The organism is Halorubrum sp. JWXQ-INN 858 (assembly GCF_009806985.1).
GTDB lineage: Archaea > Halobacteriota > Halobacteria > Halobacteriales > Haloferacaceae > Halorubrum.
Genome location: NZ_WUAX01000011.1, coordinates 154051 through 179453, shown reverse-complemented (window position 1 = coordinate 179453; position 25403 = coordinate 154051). Strand labels below are relative to the sequence as shown.

The following is a 25403-nucleotide window of genomic DNA, read 5'->3' as shown; positions in this document are numbered from 1 at the left end:
CCGATCAGCCGAAGTTCTCCACCTTCGCGGCGTCGGCGTCGCCGCCGGCGGCCTCGATCGCGGCCGCCGCGTCGTCGACGAAGTCGGCGAAGCCGTAGACGAAGACGGTCTCGCCGTCGGCTCCGGTGACCGTCTCGCCGACGGCGTCGGTTAGGTCGTCGCTCTCCCCGAGCAGGCGGACGGTCGCACCGTCCGCGCGGAGCGCGTCCAGCCGGTCCCCGTGGGCGGGCTCGTCGTCACGGTACACCACGGCCGCCTCGCCGCCGTCGGAGAGCGCCCGCTCCGCGATGGCGACGGCGGGCCCCACCCCGGGGCCGCCGGCGAGCACGACGACCCGCGGCTCGCCGTCGTAGTGGTCGTCGCCGTACGGGCCCGAAAGCGTCATCTCGACGCCGACGTCGAGGTCGGCGAGGAACGCCGAGAAGTCGCCGCCTTCCTCGGGATCGATGCCGGCGGTGACCTCGAAGGTCCCCTCGGTCGTCGGCGACGAAAGGGTGTAAAACCGGGCGACGGCCTCGCCGTCGATCTCGGTGCCGAGCTTCACGAACTGGCCGGGCTCGGCGGCGAACCCGTCGGGCGTCTCGAAGCGGATGGCGTACGTGTCGGGGCCGACGTCGTCGACGGCCGTCACGGTGACTGTCGCGTCCATACGTCCGGTTGTGGAGTCGGACACAAACGTGTTCCCGTCCCGGCGCGACTCGCCACGGGTCAAAGGGGTTCGACGACCGTCGAAACGCGGTCCGATCCGGATCGATGACCACGCCGATCGCGGTGGACGTTTGAACAGTACGGCGCGTTTCTTCGGCGGCGTACGCGTCACGACGCGACAATATTCGCGAGAGAGTGAACGTTCGTTCAGAAACGCGGCGGTGACTCCTTCCAGAAGCCTTTTGATTGGTCCGGTGGAACCAACGAAATAGTATGCCAGCGGACTTCAACTGGGCCGTCGGCGGGGAGGCCGGCGACGGCATCGACTCGACGGGCAAGATCTTCGCCCAAGCGCTCTCGCGATCGGGTCGACACGTCTTCACGTCGAAGGACTTCGCGTCCCGGATCCGTGGTGGCTACACCGCGTACAAGATCCGAACGTCCGTCGACAAGGTACAGAGCGTCGTCGACCGCCTCGACGTACTCATCGCGTTGACTCCCCGAACGATCGAGGAGAACCTCGACGAGCTCCACGACGGCTCGGTCATCATCTACGACGGGGACCGAACGACGATGCAGAACGTCGAGATCCCCGGCGAGATGGTCGGGCTCGACGTCCCCCTCAAGCGGCTGGCCGAGGAGGCCGGCGGCGCGATCATGCGGAACGTCGTCGCGCTGGGAGCCGCCTGCGAGGTCGCCGAGTTCCCGATCGAGAACCTCGACTCCGCGCTCGAAAAGCGGTTCGCGGACAAGGGCCAGAAGCTCGTCGACAACAACAAGGAGGCGGCCCGGGCGGGCCAGTCGTACGTCGCCGAGGAGTACGACCACGAGTTCGACTACGAGCTGGAGACCACCGACAACGACTACGTCCTGCTGAACGGCGACGAGGCGATCGGGATGGGCGCGATCGCCGCCGGCTGTCGGTTCTACTCCGGCTACCCGATCACGCCGGCGACGGACGTGATGACGTACCTGACCGGCCGCATCGAGCAGTACGGCGGCCACGTCGTGCAGGCGGAAGACGAGCTGTCCGCGATCAACATGGCGCTCGGGGCCGCCCGCGGCGGCGCGCGCGCGATGACGGCGACGTCCGGACCGGGGATCGACCTGATGACCGAGACGTTCGGGCTGATCGCGACGAGCGAGACCCCGCTCGTCATCTGTAACGTGATGCGCTCGGGCCCCTCGACGGGGATGCCGACGAAACAGGAGCAGGGCGACCTGAACCACATGCTGTACGGCGGCCACGGCGAGATCCCGCGGTTCGTCCTCGCGCCGACGACGGTCGCGGAGTGTTTCTGGAAGACCGTCGAGGCGTTCAACCTCGCCGAGAAGTACCAGATCCCGGTGTACCTCACCGGCGACCTCGCGATGGCGGTCACGGAGGAGACGTTCCCGCCGGAGGCGTTCGACATGGACGCCGTCGAGATCGACCGCGGGTTCGTCGTCGACGAGTCGACGATCGACGACCACCTCACCGAGTCGGGCGGCTTCAAGCCGCACGAGATCACCGACGACGGGATCTCGCCGCGCGCGCTCCCCGGCACGGCCGACGGCGCGCACATGTCGACGGGCCTCGAGCACGACGAGCAGGGCCGGCGGACCGAGGACACCGACATGCGCGTCGAGCAGGTCGACAAGCGGAACCGGAAGGTCGAGACGGCACAGGAGCGGGAGGACTGGAGCCCGCGCGAGTTCGGCGAGGCGGACGCGGAGAACCTCGTCATCTCGTGGGGGTCGAACGAGGGCGCGCTCGTCGAGGCGCTCGACCTCCTCGCGGACGACGGAACCGACGTTCGCGTGCTCTCGGTGCCGTACCTCTTCCCGCGACCGGACCTCTCGGAGGCCGTCGCGGCGGCGGAGAACGTGATCGTCGTCGAGTGTAACAACACCGGACAGTTCGCCGACATCGTCGAACACGACGTGTTGGAACGCGTCGACCGCATCAACAAGTACACCGGCGTGCGATTCAAGGCCGACGAACTCGCAGACGATATCAAGGAGACCCTGGAGGCGTCCCAATGAGCTCAGAGATCAGATTCACCGACTTCAAGTCCGACAAGCAGCCGACGTGGTGTCCGGGCTGTGGCGACTTCGGCACGATGAACGGCATGATGAAGGGCCTCGCGGAGACGGGGAACGACCCTGACAACACCTTCGTCGTCGCCGGCATCGGCTGTTCCGGAAAGATCGGCACGTACATGCACAGCTACGCGCTTCACGGCGTTCACGGCCGGGCCCTGCCCGTCGGGACGGGCGTGAAGCTCGCGCGCCCCGACATCGAAGTGATGGTCGCGGGCGGCGACGGCGACGGCTACTCCATCGGCGCGGGCCACTTCGTCCACGCCGTCCGGCGCAACGTCGACATGACGTACGTCGTGATGGACAACCGCATCTACGGCCTCACGAAGGGGCAGGCCTCGCCGACCTCGCGCCCGGACTTCGAGACCTCCACCTCGCCCGAGGGCCCGAAACAGCCCCCGGTCAACCCCCACGCGCTCGCGCTCGCGTCGGGCGCGACGTTCATCGCGCAGTCGTTCTCCTCGGACGCGCTCCGCCACCAGGAGATCATCCAGGAGGCGATCGAGCACGACGGCTTCGGCTTCGTGAACGTCTACTCGCCGTGTGTCACGTTCAACGACGTCGACACCTACGACTACTTCCGCGACTCGCTCGTCGACCTCGCGGAGACGGACCACGACCGGACCGACTACGAGGCCGCCAAGGAGGTCATCCTCGACTCCGACAAGGAGTATCAGGGCATCCTGTATCAGGACGAGGAGTCGGTGCCGTACCACGAACAGCACGGCGTCGACGAGGACATGTCCGTCATCCCGGACGGCGCGCCCGAGGGCGCGACCGACCTCGTCCGCGAGTTCTACTGACCCCCGTCGCAGGCTTTACTGATTCTCCGTCGCGGGTTTTACTGACCCCTGTCGCGGGTTCTACTGACTCCCCATCCGCGGGTTTCACTGACGTCGGAAGCTCGTCGGTCGAAGGGCGACTACCTTTCGTCCGGTTCGCGGTCGCGTCTCCGATACGTCCGAGCCGTGACGCGCCCCGCACGTCGACGACGAGCCGACGGCCACGGACGTGGTTCCGTGCGACGGTCCTCGACGGAACCTGTACATCGGCGTGATCGGTGACGGACTCGTTTGCGGTCGCGTCTCCTGGCCGCCCGATCCGTCCGAGCCGTTCTCCGGATCCGCCGCGGTAATCCGACCTCGATAGATCGTCAAAAACGGGCGACCACGGCCCTCTCGCGACGGGTTCCGGACGGTTTCAGCAACACTAATTACCCGGACCTATATTGACGGTGTATGGTTGACCGCTACGACGTCGTGATCGCGGGCGCGGGCCCGGCTGGTGCACAGTGCGCCCGCGATCTGGCGGCGCGGGGTTACGACGTCGTCGTCCTCGAAACGGAGCCCGAAGACGAGTTCCCTCGACAGAGCAACAAATCGACGGCGGGGACGTTCCCGTCGATGATGGCGTCGTTCGGGATCCCGGACGACGTGGTGATGCAGTACACCGACGACGTGGTGTTGGAGTCGCCGAACGACTACTACGAGACGTACCAGCCGGGGGCCGTCCTGGAGTTCGCGGAGTTCAAGCGCTTCCTCGTCGCCGACGGCCGTGAGAAGGGTGCGGAGTACCGGTTCGACTCGCGCGTTTCGCGACCGATCCTCGACGACGACGGCGTCATCGAGGGGGTCAGGTACGCCGGCGACGAGGAGGTGTACGGCGACGTGATCGTCGACGCCACCGGCCCGGCGGCCCCCGTTGCGAGCGCGCTCGACGTCGTCGACCTCCGTCGGGAGAACCAGGCGATCGGCATCGAGTACGAGCTGGAGGGCGTCGAGATGAACCACCCCGACTACGCGGACCTCCGCCGGGCGATGATGCTCCGGCTCGACCACGAGATCGCGCCGGGCGGCTACTCGTGGATCTTCGCCACCGGCGAGGACACGGCGAAGGTCGGGCTCTGTTACATCCAGAACGACAGCCACCGCGAGTTCGCCGCGGAGGGACAGACGATAGACGGCTACCTCGCGGAGTGGCTGGAGAACGACCCGCGGTTCGCCGACGCCGAGCAGCTCGGCGGGAAGGTCCACCGCGGCTCCGCGCACATCCAGATGCCGGACCGAATGCACACCGACGGCTTCCTCGCGATCGGCGACACGGTCCCGTCGATCGACCCGCTGTGGGGCGAGGGGATACACAAGGGAATGAAGTCCGCGCGGGCCGCCGCGGTCACGATCGACCAGTGTCTCACCGACTCTGGCCGGCCGACGGACGCCGACAGCCTCGCGACGTACGACCGACTCTGGCACGAAGAGGTCGCCCCGCGGATGCGGGCGCGGCTCATGCTCACCGAGATGCTGTACCTCGCGCCGAACGAGCGCTACGACCGCTTCATGCGGGACCTCCAAACGACGGACGACGACACGCTCGCGCTGGCCAACGAGGGACACAAACGGGCGATGGCGAAACTCCTTCATCTCAGCGACCTCCCGCTGCTCGCGAAGTACGCCCGCGAACACTTCCTCTCGTAGGACGCCTCCCGGAAGACCCCTCTCGAAACACCCCTCTCGTAGGACTCCTCCCGGAAGCCTCCTCCCGGAAGACCCGGAGCGCAGCTACACCCCGAGCGCCTCGACGATCCTCGCACGGACCGCGAGGAGGTCCTCGTCGGTCCGTTCACGCGGTCGATCGGCGTCGACGTCGACGACGGTCTCGACCCGTCCGGGCTGGTCGCCGAGGACGACGACCCGGTCGGCGAGGTATGCCGCTTCCTCGACGTCGTGGGTGACGAGGACGACCGTCGTCCCCCGCTCGGCACAGGCGTCACTGAGGTGGTCCTGCTGTTCGTGTTTCGTCAGCCGGTCGAGCGCGGAGAACGGCTCGTCGAGCAACAACACGGAGGGATCGTACGCGAGCCCGCGGGCGAGCGACACCCGCTGTTTCATCCCGCCCGAGAGCTCTGCGGGTCGACGCTCCGCGAACCCGCCGAGGCCGACGATGCGGATCAGCTCGTCGATGCGGGCGCGTGCGTCCGGGTCGGCGGCGTCCACGTCCGCTGGGAGCCCGACGGCGACGTTCCCGCGGACGTCGGTCCACGGGAGCAGGCGCGGCTCCTGGAACACCATCCCGACGGCGTCGCTGCCGCCCTCGCGGACGTCGTCGCCGTCGACGGCGGCGCGCCCCTCGAACCGGTCTTCCAACCCCGAGAGCACCCGTAGGAGCGTGCTCTTCCCGCAGCCGGACGGGCCGACGACCGCGACGAACTCCCCCCCTCGGACGGCGAGGTCGACGTCCGCGAGCGCGACGGTGTCGCCGTAGCGCTTCGTCAGTCCCCGGACCGACAGGGTCGGCTCCGACGGGGCGTCCGCCATCGGGTCGTCATCCCTCGGAGGGTCCGCCGTCGGGTCGTCATTCCCCGAAACGTCCGCCCTCTCACCAGTCGACGACACGACGTTGCACCCCCTTGACGGCCAGGTCCGAGAGGTTCCCGAGGAAGGCGAACAGCAGGATCGATCCCACGATGACGTCGGGTCGTGCGAGGACGCGCCCGTCGCTCAGCAGGAACCCGATCCCCTGGCTCGCCGCGATCAGTTCGGCGGCGACCACGAACATCCACGCCAGCCCGACGCCGCCGCGGATCCCGACGAGGAGGCTCGGCAGGGCTGCCGGGAACACGACGGTCCGAAGCGCCTCGACGCGGCCGAGGTCGTACACCTCGGCGACCTCCAGTAAGTCCTCGCTCACCTCTCCGATCCCCGTCGAGAGGTTGAGATACACCGGGAAGAACGCGCCGACGGCGATGAGTAGCACCTTCGCCCCCTCGCCGATGCCGAACCACAGCAGGAACAACGGGACCCACGCCAGCGAGGGGATGTTCTTGAGGCTCTGTAACAGCGGGTCGAGCAGGTCGCTCGCCAGCCCGGAGAGCCCGGTGAGCGTCCCGAGCCCGGTCCCGACGGCGACCCCGAGGAGGACGCCGAAGAACACGCGCTGGAGCGTGATCGCGACGTGGCCCCACAGGTCGCCGGCGACGCCCATCGCGTAGAGCGTGCCGACGACGCGCAGCGGCTCGGGCAGCTGATGGGCGGCGAACACGCCCGTCGTCACGAGGAGGTGCCACACGACGACGAGCAGCGCGGGTACCACGAGCCCGAGCAGCCATCGGACGCCTCCGATCGCGGGGATCGGAACGTCCCGCAGCCGGGAGCGCTCCTCGGCGGTCGCCACGTCAGTTCACCCCGTTCGCGAACCCCGTGTCGAGCAGGTCGTCGACGCTGCTTGCGGGGTCAGCGTCGTCGTTGACGAGGCCCTCCCGCTCGAGGATCGGCGCGAGGTCGGCGAGCAGCTCCCGATGGGCGCTCTCGGGGATCGGATCGGAGAGGTCGTTTCGCGCGGTGAACACGCGTTCGGCGACCGGCTCGGACATCTCCGACTCGGCGGCGAGGATCCCGGCCGTCTCCGTCGGGTTCTCGATCGCCCACGCCCGACCGCGCTCGTACGCCTCGATGACCCGACGCGCGTCCTCGGGGTGGTCCGCGAGGAACCCGTCGAGGAAGTTGAGGAACCCGTACGTGTTGTAGGCGGGCTCGCGGAAGAACAGCTCCGCGCCGTCGTGTTCGAGCTCGAGCTCGGCCATGTGTGGGTCGAGCCCCGCCCACGCGTCGACGTCGCCGCTCGCCAGCGCCGACTGTCCCTCCGGGTGTTGGAGATGGACGACCTCGACGTCGTCCTCGCTCAACCCGACCTCGTCGAGCGCCTGCAGCAGGAAGAAGTACGGGTCGGTGCCGCGAGTCGCCGCGACCTTCTTTCCCTCGAGGTCGGCGACACCCTCGATCTCCCGATCCGCGAACGTCACGAGCGCCGTCCACTCGGGTTCGGAGTAGACGTACGGCGTCGTGATCGGGACGCCGTTCGAGCGGGCCATCAGCGCCGCGACGCCCGCCGTGGAGGCGACCTGGGCCGCGCCGCTTTGGGAGTACTCGTTGGCCTCGTTGCTGCCGAGGCTGAGTACCCACTCGACCTCGACCTCCGTGTCCGCGAACGCCTCGGTCAGCCACCCGTGCTCGCGCAACACGAGGCTGATCGGGTTGTAGTAGGCGTAGTCGACCGTCACCGTCCGCCCGTCGTCGCCGACGCAGCCGGCGAGCAGGGCCCCGGCGGCCCCCGCCCCGGCCCCGCGAAGGAACTGTCTTCTGTTCATCGTGTCCCGACCGACGGGCTCCACTCATAAGCTAATATAGCTAAAACGCATATTCGAAGGTAGCTATGATGCACTATAGTAATAATCTATGGAGGCGTGTGAGGCACACATCGAGGGTCCCGTACTGACCGTGGCCGAGACGTACGATATCGTGGACTGTCCGGCTGGTCGGGAGTGAAAGGGTCGGGGATAGGGCGCTTTGAGATAGCGGCAGATATCACGGGAGGGGACGAGTGTCCGGCCCGTCTCCTCTGCGGTTACGGATTACTGATCGCTTCCGGCGTTCGTGGGATCCTCGATACCGTGACCGGGGCCTCCGATGTCGATGATCGGCCCATCGTCGACGATAACGTCCCGTTCGAGAAGGCGGTTCCCGTCCAGGTCGACGTACGAAAACGCGCCCGTTCCCGAAACGACGTGTGCCGCCGTATGGATCGCGACGGCGCTTTCGAGCATGCAACCGATCATGAGGTCGACGTTCGCGGCCTCGGCGATAGCGACGATGTCGAGTGCGTCCAGGAGACCCGCTTTTCCGAGCTTGAGATTGAGCACGTCCACGGCGTCTTCGCGGACCAAACGGATCGCGTCGGCCGAGCTGAACAGCGATTCGTCGGCCGCGATGGGAACCGGTACGCGTCGACTGGCTTTGCTCAATCCGACGACGTCGTCTCGATGAACCGGCTGTTCGATGAGGTCGAGACGGACCCCGTGATCGCGCATCTCCTCGGCGAACCGCACCGTTTCCCCAACGGTCCAACCTTGGTTTGCATCGACCTTCAGGCTCGCGTCCGGTGCGACTTCGGCGATAGCGAGCATCCGATCCACGTCCGCTGAGAGGTCACCTCCCGTCTTCACCTTCAGCTGCTGATACCCAGAGTCGGTGGCATCGGCGGCGCGAACACGTGCGTTTTCGGGGTCGACGATCGGTATCGTGATGTCCGTTTCGACCGGCTCCACAGGTCCCCCGAAGAGCTCAGCCATCGGAACTCCCAGCTCTCGGCAATACGTGTCGACGATCGCCGTCTCCACCGCGAGCCTGGCGGACGGACACGTGGGGAACGCGGCCTCGAGGGACGACGAAAGCGCTCGGAACCGGCTGACGTCTGCCCCTTCGATGACCGAGGCCATCTCGGTGGCTATCGCGATCGCCGATCGCTGTGTCTCTCCGGTTACCGGAGCGATCGGTGCACCTTCACCGTATCCCGTCGTTCCGTCCTCGGTCTCGATCGAAACGAGCACGTTCGACGCGGAGCGCTGTACTCCGAGAGCGATCTCGAACGGCTCCGCGAGCGGCAGATCGTACGGCTCCACGTTCACGTCGACGATACGCCTCATTCGTCGACCTCCGCTAACACCGCATCGAGGATCCGATCGGTCCCGCCTGGCTGGAACACGTTCCCGACGGGGACGTCCGTTCGAGCGCTGTGATCGTCCTGATCGTCCCACGTCGAGACGGCGACGACGTCCGAGTCACAGAGCTGGCTGATGAGTGACCGCTCCGTCGCTTCCCCCCACACGTCGAACCGATCGAAGTGCGTGCGTGTCCTTCGATCGGGGTCGTCCGTTAGGACGACCGCGTCCGGCCAGGACCCGTGAAGGATAGAGAGCGTGACACCGGAGTACGCCCGGTGTGATAACGACGCCTGTCCTTCCACGAACACGATCTCGTGGCCTGCCGCGGCGTCACACACGAGGTCCTCGACGGCCCCTGCTGTGAAATCCGCGGGTACTCTGTCGATCACCACTCCCGAATGTGCACCGACCATGATTCCCGTCTGTCCGGTTGCGACCCAAGCAGCATCGATCCCCCGCTCACGGGCTTTGCGGTACAGCTCGAACGTCGTCGTTCGCTTTCCGACGGCACAGTCGGTTCCCATAGTTAACACGATCGGTACCTCGAGGTCGTCCACGCGACCGTCGCCGACTCGGAGGTCCCCGTCCGCCGGTGGCTTCCGCACGTCGTACAGCGTCACGCCCGCCTCGTCGGCGAGGGAACGCCAGTCCGGATCGTCGGACAGGAAGACGTGGAGCCCGGACACTACGTGGCACCCGCTTCGGATCGCGGTCTCGATGTCGGACCGCCATTCCGCGGGGAGCTCGCCGCCGGCCGGAGCGACACCGATCACCAACACGTCCGCGTTCGGGGAAACGTCGAGTGCCTCGGTCATCGACTCGACTACCGGTACGTCTTCGACCCCGTCGTCCTCGAGGACGTCGCCTGCGGACCGACCGGCGGCGGTCGAATCGACGACCGCTTCCACGTCGAACACCTCGCTGTGGAGGGTCACGCCGTTGGCCGTCTTCCCGCCGGTCTTCCCGAACTCGCCCTCCGCGAGGACGATCGCCGGTACCGGACCGTCGAACTCCGTGCGTAGATCCATGTACGGCGTCTGCGCGACATCGTCACAAAGACTCACACCCCATCATGACCGGGGTCGTTCCACCGCCACCGGTTCTCGACGTGCGACAAATTTATGCCCCGCTGTATCGCGGTGATAGTTGTCAATGAGCAGTACAGCGTCAGGACCCACGAACGACCTTCCCGGAGCGCGGCTCCGGCTCAAGATCTGGCACCCGAACTGTTGGACGCTCGATGTGACTGAAGACACCGGGGCGGGGCTGATCGCTGACGGTGTGTACACTGTCGACTCGCGGGTTAAAGCCCACTTGATAGCGTTCAGCGACCGCTCTGCACGTATCGACGACCTAATCAGTGCGGTTCGCGACTCGACGCTGACCGACAGCGTGGCTGTGATGGGAAAGCAGTACGACCTGACGCCACGGCAATCGCTTCCCGGCAACGCGACCCGTGAACTGTTCGTGACCTACGAGCCGACGAACAGCATCCACGAGGCGCTCGTTTCCCGTGGGTTCATCCCGGACGAGCCGATCCGGGTAAAGGAGGGATACGAGTACTGGACCGTGGTTCTCGACGGCGAACGTTCGGACATGACCCGTCGTCTCGACGAGATCCGTGAGGAGATGAACGCGACTATCGAGATCCGACAGGTCGAAACTCCGGTCGATCTCAACGGGAGCGGCGACCAGTTCACCGACCTTTCGGAGCGACAGCGTGAAGTGTTCGAACTCGCTCGTGGAGAGGGGTACTACACGTGGCCGCGTGAAGTGTCGGCGACCGAACTCGCCGAGGAGATCGATCTCTCGCAAGCGACGGTTCTCGAACACCTTCGAAAGGCGGAAGCGAAGATCCTCGGGCCGGACTGATGAGTCCCGACGCCGAGGACGGCGGCGATCAACCGAGCCATCCGTTGGAACGGGCCTTCGACGAAACGACCGGCGAGTTCCAAGCGACTGACGGTCGGTCCGCAACCGTCGATGACCCCGCGACGGCTTCCGACGGCAACGAACCGGTCCCGTTTCGAGAGCGTGCTCGTCGACGGCTCGGTCTGACATCCCGGCAGTGGACGCTGGCGATCAGTCTCGCGATCTTCGCCCCGTACCCGCTGTTCGTATACCTCCTCTTGGCGACGTCCCTTGGCGGTCCGTGGTTCATTGGAACCACTGTCGCGTATTCGATCGTGGCGATCGTCGCGAACTTCGTGTTGTAGGTCCTTCAACGGGAAGGATGACTGACCCCGTCGTCGACACGCGGTGAACCCGTGGACGCGGAACCCGGATCAGAGCAGATAGGCGTTGAGGATCCTGAGGTTCTTCCCGAGCCCGTCAACCGCTTCGTTGTGGGCTTCCAGGGCCTCCCGTGCTTGCTGGAGATGGGGCTCGGGATCCGCTTCCGGAACCTCTCCGGAATCGATCGCATCGATGTTCTCGCCGATGGCTTCGAGGGCAGCACGCATCGCGGTTTCGAACTCTTCGAGGAGACCGTGGTGCGACGTCAGCCCGTCGAGGGCCTCATCGCGGTTGCGTACCGCCTGCTCCGTCTCGAGATGGGACGCCGAAGCTTCGAGCGACGCGATCTCTACGGATTCCCGTTGGAGTTCGGTTCGGAGCTCGTCGAGCGCACCCCGTTCCAGCGCGATCACTTCCCGGGTTTCCGTGAGGACGACGTCGTCGAGCGGACACGAACACTCCGACCGGAGCGTCGACTCACGGGTCGCTTCGAGCTGTACGACGCGTTCGACCGCTTCGACGAGCTCGTTCATCTCGTCAGTCCCCGTTGGCCCCCGTCCCCGCCGCCGATGCGTCGTCTATACCGTCCGCCGGTTCGACCGGATCGGTTTCGGATCCGATAGGGGTCCCGGGTTCGGGTGCGTCCTCGCCGGCTATCGCGTAGTACGCCTCGGCGTGCCGGTATCCGTTCTCGTCGTAGTACGGGTGGCAGGCGACCCGTCTCCCCTCTTCCCGTCGATCGGTCGGTTCGAGCTTCGGATCGACGTGCTTGCAGATCTCCGTGCTCTCCTGGCAGCGGTCGATGAACCGACACCCGTCGGGGAGGTTGATCGGATCCGGAACCGATCCCTCGATCTCCGCATGGGTGCGGTCGCGGAACGGATCCGGTTCGGGAGCCGCCGCGAGCAGACTCTTCGCGTACGGATGTGTCGGATCCTGTATCACCGCCTCCGTCTCGCCGAACTCGATCATTCGGCCGAGATACATCACCCCGATCCGGTCACAGACGTGACGGAGCATCGAGAGGTCGTGGCTGATGATGAGGATCGTCAGGTCCAACCGTTCGTTGAGCTCCTCCAGTAGGTTGAGGACGCCGGCGCGGATGCTGACGTCCAACATCGATACCGGCTCGTCCGCGAGCAGGAACTCCGGTTCCAACACGAGCGCCCTGGCGATCGCGACGCGCTGTTTCTCCCCGCCACTGAGCTGATGCGGATACTGATCGAGGAACTGCTCGGGGGGCTCGAGTCCGGCCTTCCCGAGCGCGTCGACCACCTGGTCGGCACGGTCTGCCGGAGACTCCCCGATGTCGTGTATCTTCAGCGGCTCGACGACCGTATCGAACACCGTCCGCCGCGGGTTGAGGCTCTCGAAGGGGTCTTGGAATATTATCTGTACTTTCCGACGGAACTCCTTCAGCTCGGCCCCTTTGATCGAGGTCACGTCTTCGCCGTTGAAGCGGATCGTCCCGTCGGTCGGTTCGAGGAGCCGGATCAACGTCTTTCCCGTCGTCGTCTTCCCACAGCCGGACTCCCCGGCGATGCCGACGATCTCCCCGCGTTCGAGGCGGAGGTCGACGCCGTCAACCGCACGAACGTACTGTCGATCGCGACCGAGAACCGTATCGAGGAGCCCCTGATTGACGGGGAAGTACTGCTTGAGTCCGACACACTCCATTACGTACTCGTCAGTCATCGGCGACCTCCTCCCGCTCGGCGGGCCCCGTCCGTCGTTCCGTCCACGTCTCCTGTTCGGGTGCGCGTCGTCGCATGTCCTCGATAATGTCGTGCCGATAGCACGCGGAGAAGTGATCCTCCCCGACCTGTTCGACCTCCGGATGTGCCTCGAGACATCGGTCGGTGGCGAACGGACATCGGCCTGCGAACTGACAACCGGATGGTCTCTCGGCGATGTCCGGCGGGTTCCCGGGAATACTGACGAGTGCCTTTTGCTCGCCGAACAGGGTCGGGAACGCGTTCTGTAGCCCGAGGGTGTACGGGTTGTACGGGTTCCTGAATAGCGATTTGATGTCGCCGTGTTCCATCATGTGTCCGGAGTACATCACACCCATTCGATCACACGTCTCCGCGATGACGCTGATGTCATGGGAGATGAGCAGCATCGACACGTCGAGCTGGTCTTTGAGCTCGTTGATCCGTTTGAGGATCTGGTCTTGAACGATCACGTCCAGTGCGGTCGTCGGCTCGTCCGCGACGATGAGGTCCGGTTCCAGCGCCAGTGCCATCGCGATGTATGCACGCTGCTTCATTCCGCCGCTGAACTGGTGGGGATAGTCGTCCATCCGCTCAGGGTCGAGCCCGACCAGTTCGAACAGCTCGCCGACGCGTTCGCGGGCATCGTCCTTCGACGCGTCACGGTGCGCCTGGATGGCCTCAACGATCTGAGTCGATATCCGATGGACCGGGTTAAGCGCGTTCATCGCACCCTGACTGATGAGCGAGACGTGCTCCCATCGGATCTCGTTGAGTTGTTCGCGATCGATCGAGGCCACGTCGACGCCACGGTACCTGATCTCCCCGCCAGTGACGTGGCCGTTTCTCGGGAGCAACCCCAACACCGCCTTCGCAACCGTGCTTTTCCCGCAGCCGGATTCGCCGACGAGCCCGAACGTCTCGTCGCGACCGACGGTGAAACTCACCCCGTCGACGGCGACGAGCCGGCCGTCGGCGCGCGTTTCGTACTCGATGACGACGTCGTCGACGTCGAGCAGCGGTGCGTTCGGATCGAAGTCTGTGGTGACAGTCATGGTTCTCGAAGCTGTGGGTTAGCGATCTCTTCGTATCCGCGCCCCGCCATGTACGCCCCGAACACGACGAGGGTGATCGAGATCCCCGGCGGGATGGACCACCACCACGCGGTGGTGAACTCTTGCGTAACGAACGCCCGTTGCAGCATGACTCCCCACGAGGACACGTTCGGGTCCCCGAACCCGAGGAAGGAGATGCTCGCCTCTGCGGTGATCGAATAGCCGACCGCGATGGCGGCGTACAGCGCCGAGAGGGGGATCACGTTTGGCAGGATGTGGTAGAACATGACGCGGAAGTCGCTCGCCCCGGCCGCCTTCGCAGCCTCGATGTACGGGCGTTCCTTCAGCGTGAGCACTTCGGAGCGGACGACCCGTGCAGTCGTGAGCCAATACAGCATCGCGATACCGAAGATGATGTTCCAGATGCTCCCACCGAGGATCGTCGCGAGGACGATGACGAACGGAATAAACGGGAGCCCGTAGAGGATGTCAACTACCCGCATTACGGTCTCGTCCACCCATCCACCGTAGTACCCCGCGACCATCCCGACGGTGGTGCCGATAACGGCCACCATGAACGCCCCGAGGAGGCCGACGAACATCGCGACGCGGCTCCCCATGATGAGTTGTGAGAGGACGTCGTACCCGGAGTCGGTCGTTCCGAGCGGGTGTGCAGCCGTCGGTGATTCGAGCGAATACCAGCTTCCGTCGTCCGCGATTATCCGTTCGAACGGTTCGTACGGGACGAGATATGGTGCAAGCAGGGCGACGAGGAAGTAAAAGACGAGAATCCCCATCCCCACCATCGCGATCTTCGACTCGGAGAAGATCGCGGCCTGTTTGTACGTACTCCGTTTGAGGTTCTCGAAGAACCGCCGCCAACCGGTCTCGACGGTTGTCGTGGGTTCGACCGCCCTCGACTCCGATGACTCCCCGGACATCACTCCTCACCCCCGATCTGCACGCGCGGATCGAGATACGAGTACGCGAGGTCCGCCATGAAGTTCATCGAGATAACGATCACCGAAAGCAGGAAGAACGTGGCCTGTGCTAACGGGTAATCGTTCCGTAGCGACGCCTGTACCATCTCGCGTCCGAGCCCCGGCCAAGAGAACACCTGTTCGATCAGCACTTGGCCGCCGACCGAGAACCCAACCGCGATCGCGAAGGCGGTCACGACCGGCAGGATCGCGTTCCGTGCGGCGTGCCGGATCATGATCCGACGCTCCGCGAGCCCTTTCGCTCGAGCGGTGTCGATGTAGTCTTCCGTCAGGACTTCGAGCAGGTTGTTCCGCATCAACAGCAGTGGAAGTCCCGTGTAAAACAGGCTCAACGTGATAACCGGGATGACGAGGTGGTAGAGGAAGTCCGGACTGAGGAACTTCTCGAATGCGTTCGCGTACTGTGCGTCGACGCTCCGCATCCCGCCGAGCGGGAACCATCCGAGTTGAAACGAGAAGACGTACAGCATGACCATCCCGACCCAGAAGACGGGTGCAGAGCGGATGAGAAGCACTATCGTCATCTCGACACGCTCGCGTGCGGTACCGCGTATCCAACCCAGGTGTGCGCCCAGATACGTCCCGACGGCGTACGACATCACGAAGGCGGTCAACATCAGTGCGAGCGTGTTGCTCAGCCGTCCCCAGATGATATCGAACACCGGTCGCTGGTAGTAAAACGAAATTCCGAAGTCGCCCTGTACGACGTTGGTCATGTACAACGCGTACTGGACGTACAACGGCTCGTTCAGCCCGTACTGCTCGGCAACCATCTCACGGGCTTCCGGGGGCATTCGGGGATCCATCACCGTCGACATCGGATCGCCCGGAACGAGCCTGAACAGAACGAACAGGACCGAGAGCACCATGAAAAGCGACACTAACATCAGCGCGAAACGCCGAACTACGTACCGTCTGTTGACCATTATTGTGGAATAAACAGGTGTTGAAGAACTACTCCGGGTGGTAGAGTCTCCCCTCCGAGTCCCACACGTATCCGGCGTCTTCGAGGAGTTCGACCGCAACGTCCTCGCCGTCGAAAACCGGAGTGTCCGGGTTGTGCCAGAACTCGATACTCTCGTTGATCGGGCTGATAGCCCGTCTCCCGAAGCCACCGTAGACCTCTTCGACAATTACCGGATTCGCGGCGGTCATCACCGCGTTAACGGCCTGTCGGAACGCGACGTCGTCGAACGGCTCTCGTTCGAGGTTGAGCCACGCGGCCTGTCGGCTGTCGTCCAGGTGGACGACCGAAGTGAGGTGGTCGTTCTCTTCGACGGACTCCTCGAGGCGGTTGAGGTCTCCGAACCAGTAATCGAGGAGATCGTACTGGCCTTGGACGAGCGCCTCTAACTCTGCATCTCTCGTGGAGAGCGGACGCTGAACCCGCGTTTCGATGTTCGGTGCGGCGAACGGGTGATCCTCGAACGCTGGCATCTCGAAGCGCTCGCCTTGATCCCACTGTCCCCACTGGAACGGGCCGCTTCCGATGGCGGGGCGGTCGTCGTCAATGACGACTTCCCACGGCGTGTCCTCGTTGCCCGTCTCCGAGAGGATGTTCTCCCAGTAATGTCGCGGAAGGATCGGAACCTCTCCCAGCGAACTGACGAGGAACGGGGCGAACGGCTCCTCGAGGACGAACGTCACCTCGTCGTCGCCGGTCTCTTCGACGGACTCGATGGGGTCGACAAACGCGATGTACGCCGGCGGCTCGGTCTCCATCATCGTTTGGAACGTCCAGACGACGTCGTCCGCGGTCACCGGTTCGCCGTCGTGGAACCGCATGCCGCTTTCGAGGGTCACCACGATCTCCGTATCCGAGAGCCACTCCCACCCCTCGGCGGCCCACGGATCCGGCGAGAAGTCGTTCGGATCCGTTCGCACGAGGAAGTCGTGCATCATCGACGTCGGGTTGTTGTTCCGACTCGGCCCGCGAGCGTTGTGATGGAACGGATTGAGTTGGTCGCTCGGATCCCAATTGTTCGTCACGAGGACTTGTCCTTCCTCGTTGAGGGGTTCCATACTCACCCAGTTGTAGATGCTGGGGAAGCCGTTCGTCAACGGGTCGACGACGATCGAATCGGGGTCGATCCGGTCGCTATTGTACCCTTTGACGTTCTCGTTGTAGAGGTGCTGACTCTCCTGGCGCTGTTCGCCGAGGATTCGTTGTGCCTCAAAGACGAGGCTCTGTCGTTCGTCCACATCCGTTTCAGACGCCTGTTGCTCGGCGAGGTCGTCGAATTCCGAGTGGCTGAAGCCGCTGTGGTTGCGCGGACCGTCCGAATGGAACCGTTCCATCAGGATGCTGTGCGGGTCTCCGTCCCCCGTGGTCCAGTTGTAGGTGACGATGTCGTACTCGCCGTTCTCCTCGCGTTCGACCAACACGCCGATCTCGGTCGCATCAACCGAGATGTCGATCCCGAGGGTTTCGCCGAGCCGCTCCGTGATGTACTCGACCGACTGGTATCGATCCGGGTCGTATCGCTCGGTGTTGATCAGGTACTCGAGGTCCTCTCGAACCCGTCGCTCTTCCGGCAAGTCGTCTTCGACTGCCCTGTCTTCGGCACCGTCGTCGCCGGTACAACCGGCGACGGAGATTCCAGTCACCGCAGCGCCGGCACCACCGAGCTTCCTGAGCAGCTCTCTTCGATTGGGACTCATTGACAATGCACTGTGTCACAAAGACGGGAATAAACACACAACCAATCATACACGGGGGACTGTCATCGCTTTCCGATGGCTCATTCGGCCCCGATAACCGTACCCGGGGTTCGCCCCGTGTGGTCCCCGTCGCGGACGACGAACTCGCCGTTGACGAGGACGTGATCGATCCCGGCGGCGTACGCGTGCGGGTTCACGAACCCGCCGCGCTGAGCCACCGTGTCCGGATCGAAAACGGTGACGTCGGCTCGATGTCCGGCGACGAGCCGGCCGCGATCGCTTAGGGAGAGCCGGCTGGCGGGGAGGCCGGTCATCTTGTACACGGCATCCTCGAGCTCCAACACGCCTTCCTCACGGACGTACGTCCCGAGCACCCGCGGGAACGCCCCGTAGTTCCGCGGATGTGGAGTTCCCTCGCCGAGGGGACCACACGTACACAGCGACGAGCCGTCACTGCCGACCATCGTCAGCGGATGACGCATGACCGTCCGAACATCGTCCTCGTCCATACCGAAGTTGACGTGCATCGTCCCGTTCTCGTCCGCGAGCAGCACGTCGAGCAGTATCTCCGGAGGGGTCCGATCCTCCCCGTCACGGTCGGCGAGCTCCGCCAGCGTCCGTCCCTCGAGGTCCTCGAGGTCCTCGTTCCGCACGCGCGTTATCAGCACGCCGTCCCACGAATCGGTTCGGCTCCCTCGAAGCTCGTCGAGCAGCGCTTCCCGTGTCGGTCCGTCACGGAGCCGTTCCAGCAGGGCGTCGTCCCCGCCGTCATGGGCCCACGTGGGAAGGAGCGCACCGAGGCTCGTCGACGAGGCGACGTAGGGGTACTGGTCACACTGGACGTCGATTCCCTCCCGCTCGCGGGCGATCTCCATCCGCCGAAGGGTGTATCGGACCTTCCCCCAGTTATCCGGGCCGATAGCCTTGTGGTGGGAGATCTGGACCGGCACGTCGGCCTCCCGACCGATCTCGATCGACTCTTCCACGCTGGCGACGAGTTCGTCGCTCTCGCTCCGCATGTGGGTCGTGTATATTCCACCGCGGTCCGCAACGGGCTCCGCGAGCGCGACCACCTCGTCCGTGGCCGCGTAGGCCCCTGGTGGATAGAAGAGCCCGGTCGAGAGCCCGACGGCCCCTCCGTCCATCGCGTCGGCGACGATCCCCCGCATCCGGTCCAGCTCGTCGGCGCTTGGCTCACGGTCCTCGAAGCCGAGTACCTCGGCACGCACGTTCGCGTGGCCGAGGAGCGTGGCGACGTTGACGGAGAGCTCGCCGTCCTGGAGGTACGTCAAGTACTCTTCGACCGACCGCCAGCGGTCGACTTCGACCTCGCCGCCGAGCCCGTTTCGCTCGAACCAGGAGTCGACGAGCTCCGCGGCCTCGCCGCGGCGGGGTGCGGCGCTCGCCCCGCAGTTGCCGACGACTTCCAGTGTCACCCCCTGCCTGACCTTGCTGTGAGCCTCCCGGTTGACCGGAAGGGTGAAGTCGGAGTGAGTATGGATGTCGATGAAGCCGGGTGCGACGATCGCGCCCTCGACGTCGACGATCTCGTCCGCCGTCCCCTCGGCCCCGCCGCCGACCGCGACGATGGTGCCGTTCTCGATCCGGATCGATCCGGCACGCCAAGGTGCTCCCGTTCCGTCGACGATACGCCCGTTCCGGAGCAGTACACTATCGCTCATCGATCCGGGATCTCGGCGAACGGATAAAAAGACACGGCCGCGCACTACCGGCCCGTCTCGAGGCAACGCTTCCGCGGATGCCACATGCGGTCCCGCGCCATGCGGTCCCGCGTTCCGTTTCCGCGCGTGAGTCAGTCCGTCCGGAGTCGTTCGATCGCCTCCCGATCGGGCTCGATTCCGAGTCCTGGCCGCTCCGGGACTTGAAACGTCGGTCCGTCGACCGCCCACTCGTCGTCGTTGGCGACGAGCGTGTCGTCCGCGTACTGGTTCATCACGCCGGTCGGATAGGTTATCGTGGGCGTCGAAACCGTCAGGTGAGCGCTCGCCGCCGCGCCGATTCCGAGTTCGACCATACTCCCGGTAAAGCACGTCAACCCGTTAGCGGCTGCGACGGTCGCGACGTCCTTCCCGCGATGTAACCCACCGGTCTTCGCCAGCTTGATGTTGATGATATCCGCAGCACCGGCCCGGGCTATCGCTGCCACATCGCGGGGAGAGAAGGCCGCCTCGTCGGCCAAGACCGGCGGATCGACCGCCTCGCGGACGCGCCGGAGCCCGTCGAGCGTATCGTATTCGACCGGCTGTTCGACGAGGGTGAGCCCGTTCGCGGCGGCGTCGAGGGACCGGACCTTCCGGATCGCTTCCTCGGGCTGCCACCCCTGATTGGCGTCGACCCGGATCCTCGCGTCCGGAACGGTGTCGGCGATCGCAGCGATACCGTCGCGCTCGGCCCCGTGGTCGTCACCGCCGACCTTCACCTTGAACGCTCGGAACCCGTCGGCCGCCGCCGCTGCGGCGTCCGCGGCCATCTCTTCGCTCCCCTTGATACCGATCGAGTAGTGCAGATCGAAGGTCCGGTCCTCGGTCTTCGGACCGCCGAGAAGGTCGTACACCGGAACCCCGAGGTGCTTCCCGAGCGCGTCGTGTAGCGCGAGGTCGATCCCGTACACCGGGAACGGCTCGCCCGACAGTTGGCGTTCGAGGTCGTCGACGATCCGCGGCAGCCGCATCACTCGACGCCCCTCGACGGTCGGCGCGAGCGAGTCGTTTATCAGCCGCGTGCAGGCGTCCTGCGTGAGCCCGTGTGGCCACGCGGCCATCGGGGCGATCTCGCCGTAGCCGGTCACGTCCGCGTCGGTCTCTACCCGCACGACCACGTGGTCGTGTGTCCCGGAGTCCCCGCCCGGCGCGGACGAGAGGCTCGTCTCGTAGGCGCGTTCTATCGGAACCGACACGGGGATCGCCGTGACGTCCGTGACGTTCATGACGACCTCGACCACGACGGGTAGTCGCCGTCCGCCATCTCGTCGATCGGGAACTTCGGCCGGGCGATCCGTTGATGGTCGAACCGAGCGGGGTTCATCGCGACGAGGCCGGGGCTATCGACGGGGATCACCTCGCTCGCCATCGGCTCGTAGTCCGCACGGAAGTGGTTCGTGCTTTTCACGACGAGCACGTCCAGCCGCTCCGGTTGGATCCCGACGTGACGCCAGACCTCCGCGTCGAGCGGCTGTATCCGGTTGTCGACGAGGATCACCTCGACCCCATCACCGCCGCCCGTGACGGCCCGTACGGCCCGTCCGAGATCGTTTCGGGTCCCGGTCCCCATCGGGCCGGTGTTCCGGAACTTCCCGTCGGTGATCGCTTTCACGTACAGGTCTACGTCCGCGATCGGGTCCCCGTGGAGGTCGTCCTTCTTCCCGCCGAGCGTGGCCGTGATCCGCTCGCCGACCCCCGCGTCGACGGCCTGCGCGACGACCTCCGGGTCGTGCATCAGCGCGAACCCCGCGTTTTCGACCCCCTGATCGATGAGCTCCCGAAGGACAGTCGTCCCGTCGGTCGCACCACCGCCGCCCGGGTTGTCCCCGAGGTCCGCCATGACCACCGGCCCCGCCTCGGCACGGCCGTCGGCGACGAGCGATTTCGCCCTCGAGACCGCCTCTTCGGGCCCCGGATACTCCCCAACGAAGTCGTGCCGTCGGTCCCAAACCGTCTCGGCGAGCTCCCGTGCAGTGTGCTCCGCGACGTCCGTCGATCCGTCCGCGACGACCGGGATCGAGAACCCCATCGAAGGGATGTCGGCCTGGTGGAACCCGGGGAAGACGTTTACCTTGATAACGTCGTCCCGCTCCTCCAGTCCCCGTGCGTCGGTCATGACCTCCGCCATCGGGCCGGCGCGCGTGTTCTGTTTCGGGCCGTAGGGTAACACCGGAGGACGCTCGATCCGCATCACCGGATCGATCGCTCCGTCGATGGCGTCCAAGAGGATCGACATCGCCCGTCGTCCGGTCGGCCCCATATCCGTGTGTGGATAGCTCTCGAAGGCGACGAGCGCGTCCGCGGCGTCGATCATGGTTTCAGTGACGTTCCCGTGGAGGTCCAGGGTGACGACGATCGGCGTCGCGTCCCCGACGACGTCACGCACCGCCTCGATCAGTGGTCCCTCACCGTCGACACCCCCTTCTTGAACCATCGCGCCGTGTAACGAGAGGAAGACGCCGTCGATGTCGTCCGCCACGTCGGCGAGATCCGATCGGATGTGATCCGTATAGAACGCGTAGGCGTCCGCTGTCACGGTCCCGCTCGGCATCGCCGCCACCGACACGCTCGGGTGCAACTCGACTCCCTCCTGCTGAGAGACGTCGATCGCCCCGCCGATCGTCGTGTTGGTTCCGTCCAGTTCGGTCAGTACGTCCTCTCCGAAGTATTCCCGCCGTTCTTGGAACTCCGCTCTCCCGGTCGGTGTCGGCGAGAAGGTGTTCGTCTCGTGTGAGAACTCCGCGACGAAGACTGTCGGTCGTTCCATGTCCGTCGATCACAGGTGACGTGGATAAACCCGGTACCGATCATGCCTTGTACCCGGCCGCTCCGCGCGTCGTGGGCCTCAGTCGTCGGCCCCGACTCGGAGGGCCCGCCCCGGCGTCGCACCCGTCGTCTCGCCGTCACGCACGACGAACTCCCCGTCGACGAGCACGTGCGGCAGCCCGCGGGGTGGTTTCAACGGGTCCTCGTAGGTCGCCCTGCTCTCGACGGTGTCGGGATCGAACACGACGAGGTCGGCGTCCATCCCGGGACGGATCACGCCCTTTCGCTGGAGCCCCATCGCGCGCGCCGGGAGCGACGTCATCTTCCGAACGGCCTCCTCCAAACCGATCGCGTTCCGGTCGCGAACGTACGTCCCGAGGACCCGAGTGAACGTCCCGGCGAGCCGCGGGTGCGGGGTACCGCCGAAGAGCCCGTCCGTCGCGACGTTTACCACGTCCGTTTCGAGGATGGCTTCCACGTCGTCCGGGTCCATCATGTGGATCCGCATGCTCACCGCGAGGTCTTCCTCGACGAGGAGGTCACAGACCGTCTCGACCGGGTCCTGGTCCCTTTCGGCGGCGATGTCGCCGATGCTCCGCCCTTCCAACGGCTCGTTTCGTTCCGAACGAACGCTCGTCACGACGACTTCGTTCCACCCGGCTAACCCGGCGATGTTCTCCCATCCGTCGATCCGCCATTCCTCGATGTCCCGCCGGATCCGCTCGCGCGTGTCCGGCTCCGCGATCAGCTCCTTCGCGCGTGCAGGGCCTTCCGCGTGCACCCACGGCGGGAGCGCAGCGGAGAGCATCGTGCTCCCGGCCGTGTACGGGTACTGTTCGACCGTGAGGTCGACGCCGCGCTCCCGCGCGGTTTCGAGGAGGGCGTTGCTCCGATCGACGTGCCCGTGCTGGGCGGTTCCCGCCAGTTTGTAGTGTGACAGGTGGAGCGGCACGCCGTGTTCGGACCCGATGTCGACGAACTCGTCGAGCGCCTCCCATATCCATCGCCCCTCGCTTCTCACGTGGGCGACGAACGGCCGTCCGTACCCCTGAAGCGTTTCGGCCAACGCGGATACCTCCTCGGTCGAGGCGTACGTACACGGCGTGTAGATGAGGCCGGTCGAGAAGCCGACTGCGCCGTCGTCCAGCCCGTCGCGGATCAGCTCGCACATCTCCGCGAGCTGTTCGTCGCTCGGCTCGGCGTCCGACATTCCCATCACGTTGAATCGAACCGTTCCGTGTCCGACGAGGAGCGCGACGTGTGGGCTCACGCCCGACTCCTCGACGGCGTCGAGGTAATCCGCGACGCTTCCCCACGTCCACTCGGTGTCGACGCGTCCGGCAAGCGCACCGAGCTGGGTCGACCACTCTTCGGCACCGCCCTCACGATGCATTGGAGCCATCGAGAAGCCGTCCTGGCCGAGCACCTCCGTGGTGATCCCCTGACGGATCTTCGGCTCCAACGTGGGATCCGCGAACAGCTCGAGGTCCGAATGTGAATGCGTGTCGATGAAGCCGGGCGCGACGACCGCACCGTCGACGTCGATGACCTCGTCCGCGGATGGGGAATCGCCGCGGTAGACGCCGTCTATCCGTCCGTCCACCACGGCGACGGCTCCGTGGAACCAGGGGGCACCCGTCCCGTCGACGACTCGTGCGTTCTCGAGGCAGTAGTCGAGGCTCATACGGCCCGATCGGAAACGGCCGACATAACCGCACCCCCCCGTAAACCCGGGTCGAGGCTCGGACGCGGACGGCGATGGCCCGGCGGATCGAACGACACGCAGCCACGAACGACGCGTCGGAGCGATCGATCGCGACGCGTCAGACCGCTCGCTCCCAGAAGTCGAGGAAGTTCCCGCCGACGATCCCCTCGATCTCGGCCTCACTGTAGCCGCGCTCAGCGAGTCCCTCGGGGATGACGCCCCAGTCGCGGTACGACTGCATCGGGCCGAAGCCGGTCCCGATCCTGACGCCGTGCTCCTCGCGGAACCCCATCGACTCGAACGCGGACAGCAGGCCGTCGTGGAGCGGGGCGGGCAGCTCCGGCGTCCACGAGCCCCAGTCGGTGCCGATCCCGACCCGATCGATCCCGACGACGTCGACCGCGTGGTCGATGTGGTCGAACAGCACCTCGAACGGCGGCGACGACTCGCCGGGCGCGAGGAAGAACGGCACCGCGAGGACGCCGACGTAGCCGTCCGTCGCCGCGAGCGCCTCCAGCTCGGCGTCGGACTTCGCGCGGTCGTGGTCGGCGAGCGCGCCGCAGAAGGCGTGGGTGATCGCGACCGGCCCCGACGCGGCGTCCATCGCGTCGAGCGTGGTCGCCCGTCCGCAGTGGGACAGGTCGACCACCATCCCGTGCTCGTCGAGCGCTTCGACGAAGGCGACGCCGTGGTTCGAGAGCCCGGCGTCGACGCGCTCGGTGCAGCCGACGCCGACGAGGTTCTGGTCGTTGTACGTCAGCTGGACCACCCGAACGCCCGCGTTGTAGAGCCGCGTCGTCTCCGCGACGTCGCCGTCGATCGCCGCCCCACCGTTCTGGACGTTCATGACGACGCCGACGTCGCCGCGCTCGACGACCGCCGCCGCCTCCGCCGGCGTCGTCACCTTGTGGAGCCAGTCGACGGCGTCGAACCGGGCCTGCCAGCGGAGGACGTCCTGCCGGACGCCCTCGGGGAACCGCAGGGTCGAGTCGAGACTGCCCATCGTCGCGCTGACCAGGTCGACCCCGGCGTCCGCGTACGCGCCGCGGAGCTCGTCCCGGTACGCCGGGTCGTCTCGGAGCTGCCGGACCTGCGCCTCCTCCATCGCGTCGTAGGCCGCGCCCGCGCTGCCGCCCGCGTCGAGCACGTCCGTCATCGCGGCCTCGATGCGGTCGGACACCACGAGCGGGGTCCCCCGGGGGAAGTAGTCGAACGTCGGCGTGTGAGCCATGTACGGGGTGGACGGGCGAGCGTCTTAAGCGGACCCCCCCGTCAACACGGGGGTCGGCGACGACGACGCGGCGCGCCCAGTACACCTCTT

22 protein-coding genes are annotated in these 25403 nt (G+C 65.8%); 5 read left to right on the top strand and 17 right to left on the bottom strand.

Annotated features, from left to right (window positions below; translation table 11 throughout):
* Nucleotides 1-4: 4 nt before the first annotated feature.
* Nucleotides 5-649, bottom strand: a complete 645-nt coding sequence (locus GRS48_RS09680; RefSeq protein ID WP_159485933.1) for an FAD-dependent oxidoreductase — start codon at nt 647-649, stop codon at nt 5-7.
* A gap of 272 nt (nt 650-921) precedes the next feature.
* Here GRS48_RS09680 and GRS48_RS09675 point away from each other — a divergent pair, with 272 nt between their 5' ends.
* The 3 genes from GRS48_RS09675 (at nt 922) to GRS48_RS09665 (ending at nt 5204) form a co-directional block, all read left to right on the top strand.
* On the top strand, nt 922-2673 hold the full coding sequence (locus tag GRS48_RS09675) for a 2-oxoacid:acceptor oxidoreductase subunit alpha (protein WP_159485931.1): 1752 nt from the start codon (nt 922-924) through the stop codon (nt 2671-2673).
* Nucleotides 2670-3533: a 2-oxoacid:ferredoxin oxidoreductase subunit beta gene (locus GRS48_RS09670; RefSeq protein ID WP_159485929.1), complete on the top strand. Its 864-nt coding sequence runs from the start codon at nt 2670-2672 to the stop codon at nt 3531-3533. Before GRS48_RS09675 ends, GRS48_RS09670 begins: the two co-directional genes overlap by 4 nt.
* Before the next feature lie 435 nt (nt 3534-3968).
* Complete coding sequence (locus GRS48_RS09665; RefSeq protein ID WP_159485927.1) at nt 3969-5204, top strand: digeranylgeranylglycerophospholipid reductase; 1236 nt, start codon at nt 3969-3971, stop codon at nt 5202-5204.
* An 84-nt stretch (nt 5205-5288) separates the two neighbouring features.
* Here the strand turns inward: GRS48_RS09665 and GRS48_RS09660 are convergent, their stop codons facing one another.
* The 5 genes from GRS48_RS09660 to GRS48_RS09640 all read right to left on the bottom strand — a co-directional run bounded on the left by GRS48_RS09660 (nt 5289) and on the right by GRS48_RS09640 (nt 10254).
* A complete protein-coding gene (locus GRS48_RS09660) occupies nt 5289-6044 on the bottom strand; it encodes an ABC transporter ATP-binding protein (protein ID WP_159485925.1) in 756 nt (251 codons plus the stop codon).
* 61 nt (nt 6045-6105) lie between these two features.
* Nucleotides 6106-6873 carry an ABC transporter permease gene (locus GRS48_RS09655; RefSeq protein WP_159486421.1) on the bottom strand — a complete coding sequence of 256 codons (768 nt, stop codon included), beginning with the start codon at nt 6871-6873 and terminating at the stop codon, nt 6106-6108.
* A gap of 28 nt (nt 6874-6901) precedes the next feature.
* Nucleotides 6902-7873: an aliphatic sulfonate ABC transporter substrate-binding protein gene (locus GRS48_RS09650; RefSeq protein ID WP_159485923.1), complete on the bottom strand. Its 972-nt coding sequence runs from the start codon at nt 7871-7873 to the stop codon at nt 6902-6904.
* Between the two features lie 264 nt (nt 7874-8137).
* Nucleotides 8138-9208 carry a dipeptide epimerase gene (locus GRS48_RS09645; RefSeq protein WP_159485921.1) on the bottom strand — a complete coding sequence of 357 codons (1071 nt, stop codon included), beginning with the start codon at nt 9206-9208 and terminating at the stop codon, nt 8138-8140.
* Nucleotides 9205-10254, bottom strand: a complete 1050-nt coding sequence (locus GRS48_RS09640) for a DUF1611 domain-containing protein (protein ID WP_159485919.1) — start codon at nt 10252-10254, stop codon at nt 9205-9207. The genes GRS48_RS09645 and GRS48_RS09640 overlap by 4 nt, the downstream gene beginning before the upstream one ends.
* A gap of 124 nt (nt 10255-10378) precedes the next feature.
* Between GRS48_RS09640 and GRS48_RS09635 the strand changes: the two genes are divergently transcribed.
* Nucleotides 10379-11098 (top strand): helix-turn-helix domain-containing protein, encoded by a 720-nt coding sequence (locus GRS48_RS09635; RefSeq protein WP_159485917.1) that lies wholly within the window; start codon nt 10379-10381, stop codon nt 11096-11098.
* Nucleotides 11098-11442: a hypothetical protein gene (locus GRS48_RS09630; RefSeq protein WP_159485915.1), complete on the top strand. Its 345-nt coding sequence runs from the start codon at nt 11098-11100 to the stop codon at nt 11440-11442. The genes GRS48_RS09635 and GRS48_RS09630 overlap by 1 nt, the downstream gene beginning before the upstream one ends.
* Nucleotides 11443-11511: 69 nt before the next feature.
* On the opposite strand, the gene GRS48_RS09625 is transcribed toward GRS48_RS09630, so the two are convergent.
* The 11 genes from GRS48_RS09625 to GRS48_RS09575 form a co-directional block, all read right to left on the bottom strand.
* Nucleotides 11512-11994, bottom strand: coding sequence for a hypothetical protein (locus tag GRS48_RS09625; protein WP_159485913.1), 483 nt, complete (start codon nt 11992-11994; stop codon nt 11512-11514).
* Between the two features lie 4 nt (nt 11995-11998).
* Nucleotides 11999-13156, bottom strand: a complete 1158-nt coding sequence (locus GRS48_RS09620) for an ABC transporter ATP-binding protein (RefSeq protein WP_159485911.1) — start codon at nt 13154-13156, stop codon at nt 11999-12001.
* A complete protein-coding gene (locus GRS48_RS09615; RefSeq protein ID WP_159485909.1) occupies nt 13149-14228 on the bottom strand; it encodes an ABC transporter ATP-binding protein in 1080 nt (359 codons plus the stop codon). The genes GRS48_RS09620 and GRS48_RS09615 overlap by 8 nt, the downstream gene beginning before the upstream one ends.
* Nucleotides 14225-15169, bottom strand: coding sequence for an ABC transporter permease (locus GRS48_RS09610; protein ID WP_159485907.1), 945 nt, complete (start codon nt 15167-15169; stop codon nt 14225-14227). The genes GRS48_RS09615 and GRS48_RS09610 overlap by 4 nt, the downstream gene beginning before the upstream one ends.
* The gene (locus GRS48_RS09605) at nt 15169-16155 is read right to left on the bottom strand and encodes an ABC transporter permease (protein ID WP_159485905.1); all 987 of its coding nucleotides are present in this window, start codon (nt 16153-16155) and stop codon (nt 15169-15171) included. Before GRS48_RS09605 ends, GRS48_RS09610 begins: the two co-directional genes overlap by 1 nt.
* 28 nt (nt 16156-16183) lie before the next feature.
* Nucleotides 16184-17890, bottom strand: a complete 1707-nt coding sequence (locus GRS48_RS09600; protein WP_159485903.1) for an ABC transporter substrate-binding protein — start codon at nt 17888-17890, stop codon at nt 16184-16186.
* An 80-nt stretch (nt 17891-17970) separates the two neighbouring features.
* Complete coding sequence (locus GRS48_RS09595) at nt 17971-19572, bottom strand: amidohydrolase family protein (RefSeq protein ID WP_159485901.1); 1602 nt, start codon at nt 19570-19572, stop codon at nt 17971-17973.
* Nucleotides 19573-19703: 131 nt separating this feature from the next.
* On the bottom strand, nt 19704-20837 hold the full coding sequence (locus GRS48_RS09590) for a mandelate racemase/muconate lactonizing enzyme family protein (RefSeq protein ID WP_159485899.1): 1134 nt from the start codon (nt 20835-20837) through the stop codon (nt 19704-19706).
* Nucleotides 20834-22378 carry a M81 family metallopeptidase gene (locus GRS48_RS09585; RefSeq protein WP_159485897.1) on the bottom strand — a complete coding sequence of 515 codons (1545 nt, stop codon included), beginning with the start codon at nt 22376-22378 and terminating at the stop codon, nt 20834-20836. Before GRS48_RS09585 ends, GRS48_RS09590 begins: the two co-directional genes overlap by 4 nt.
* Before the next feature lie 78 nt (nt 22379-22456).
* The gene (locus tag GRS48_RS09580) at nt 22457-24061 is read right to left on the bottom strand and encodes an amidohydrolase family protein (RefSeq protein WP_159485895.1); all 1605 of its coding nucleotides are present in this window, start codon (nt 24059-24061) and stop codon (nt 22457-22459) included.
* A gap of 139 nt (nt 24062-24200) precedes the next feature.
* Entirely contained in the window at nt 24201-25313 is a 1113-nt protein-coding gene (locus GRS48_RS09575) for a dipeptidase (RefSeq protein WP_159485893.1), read from the bottom strand.
* Nucleotides 25314-25403 lie beyond the last annotated feature (90 nt).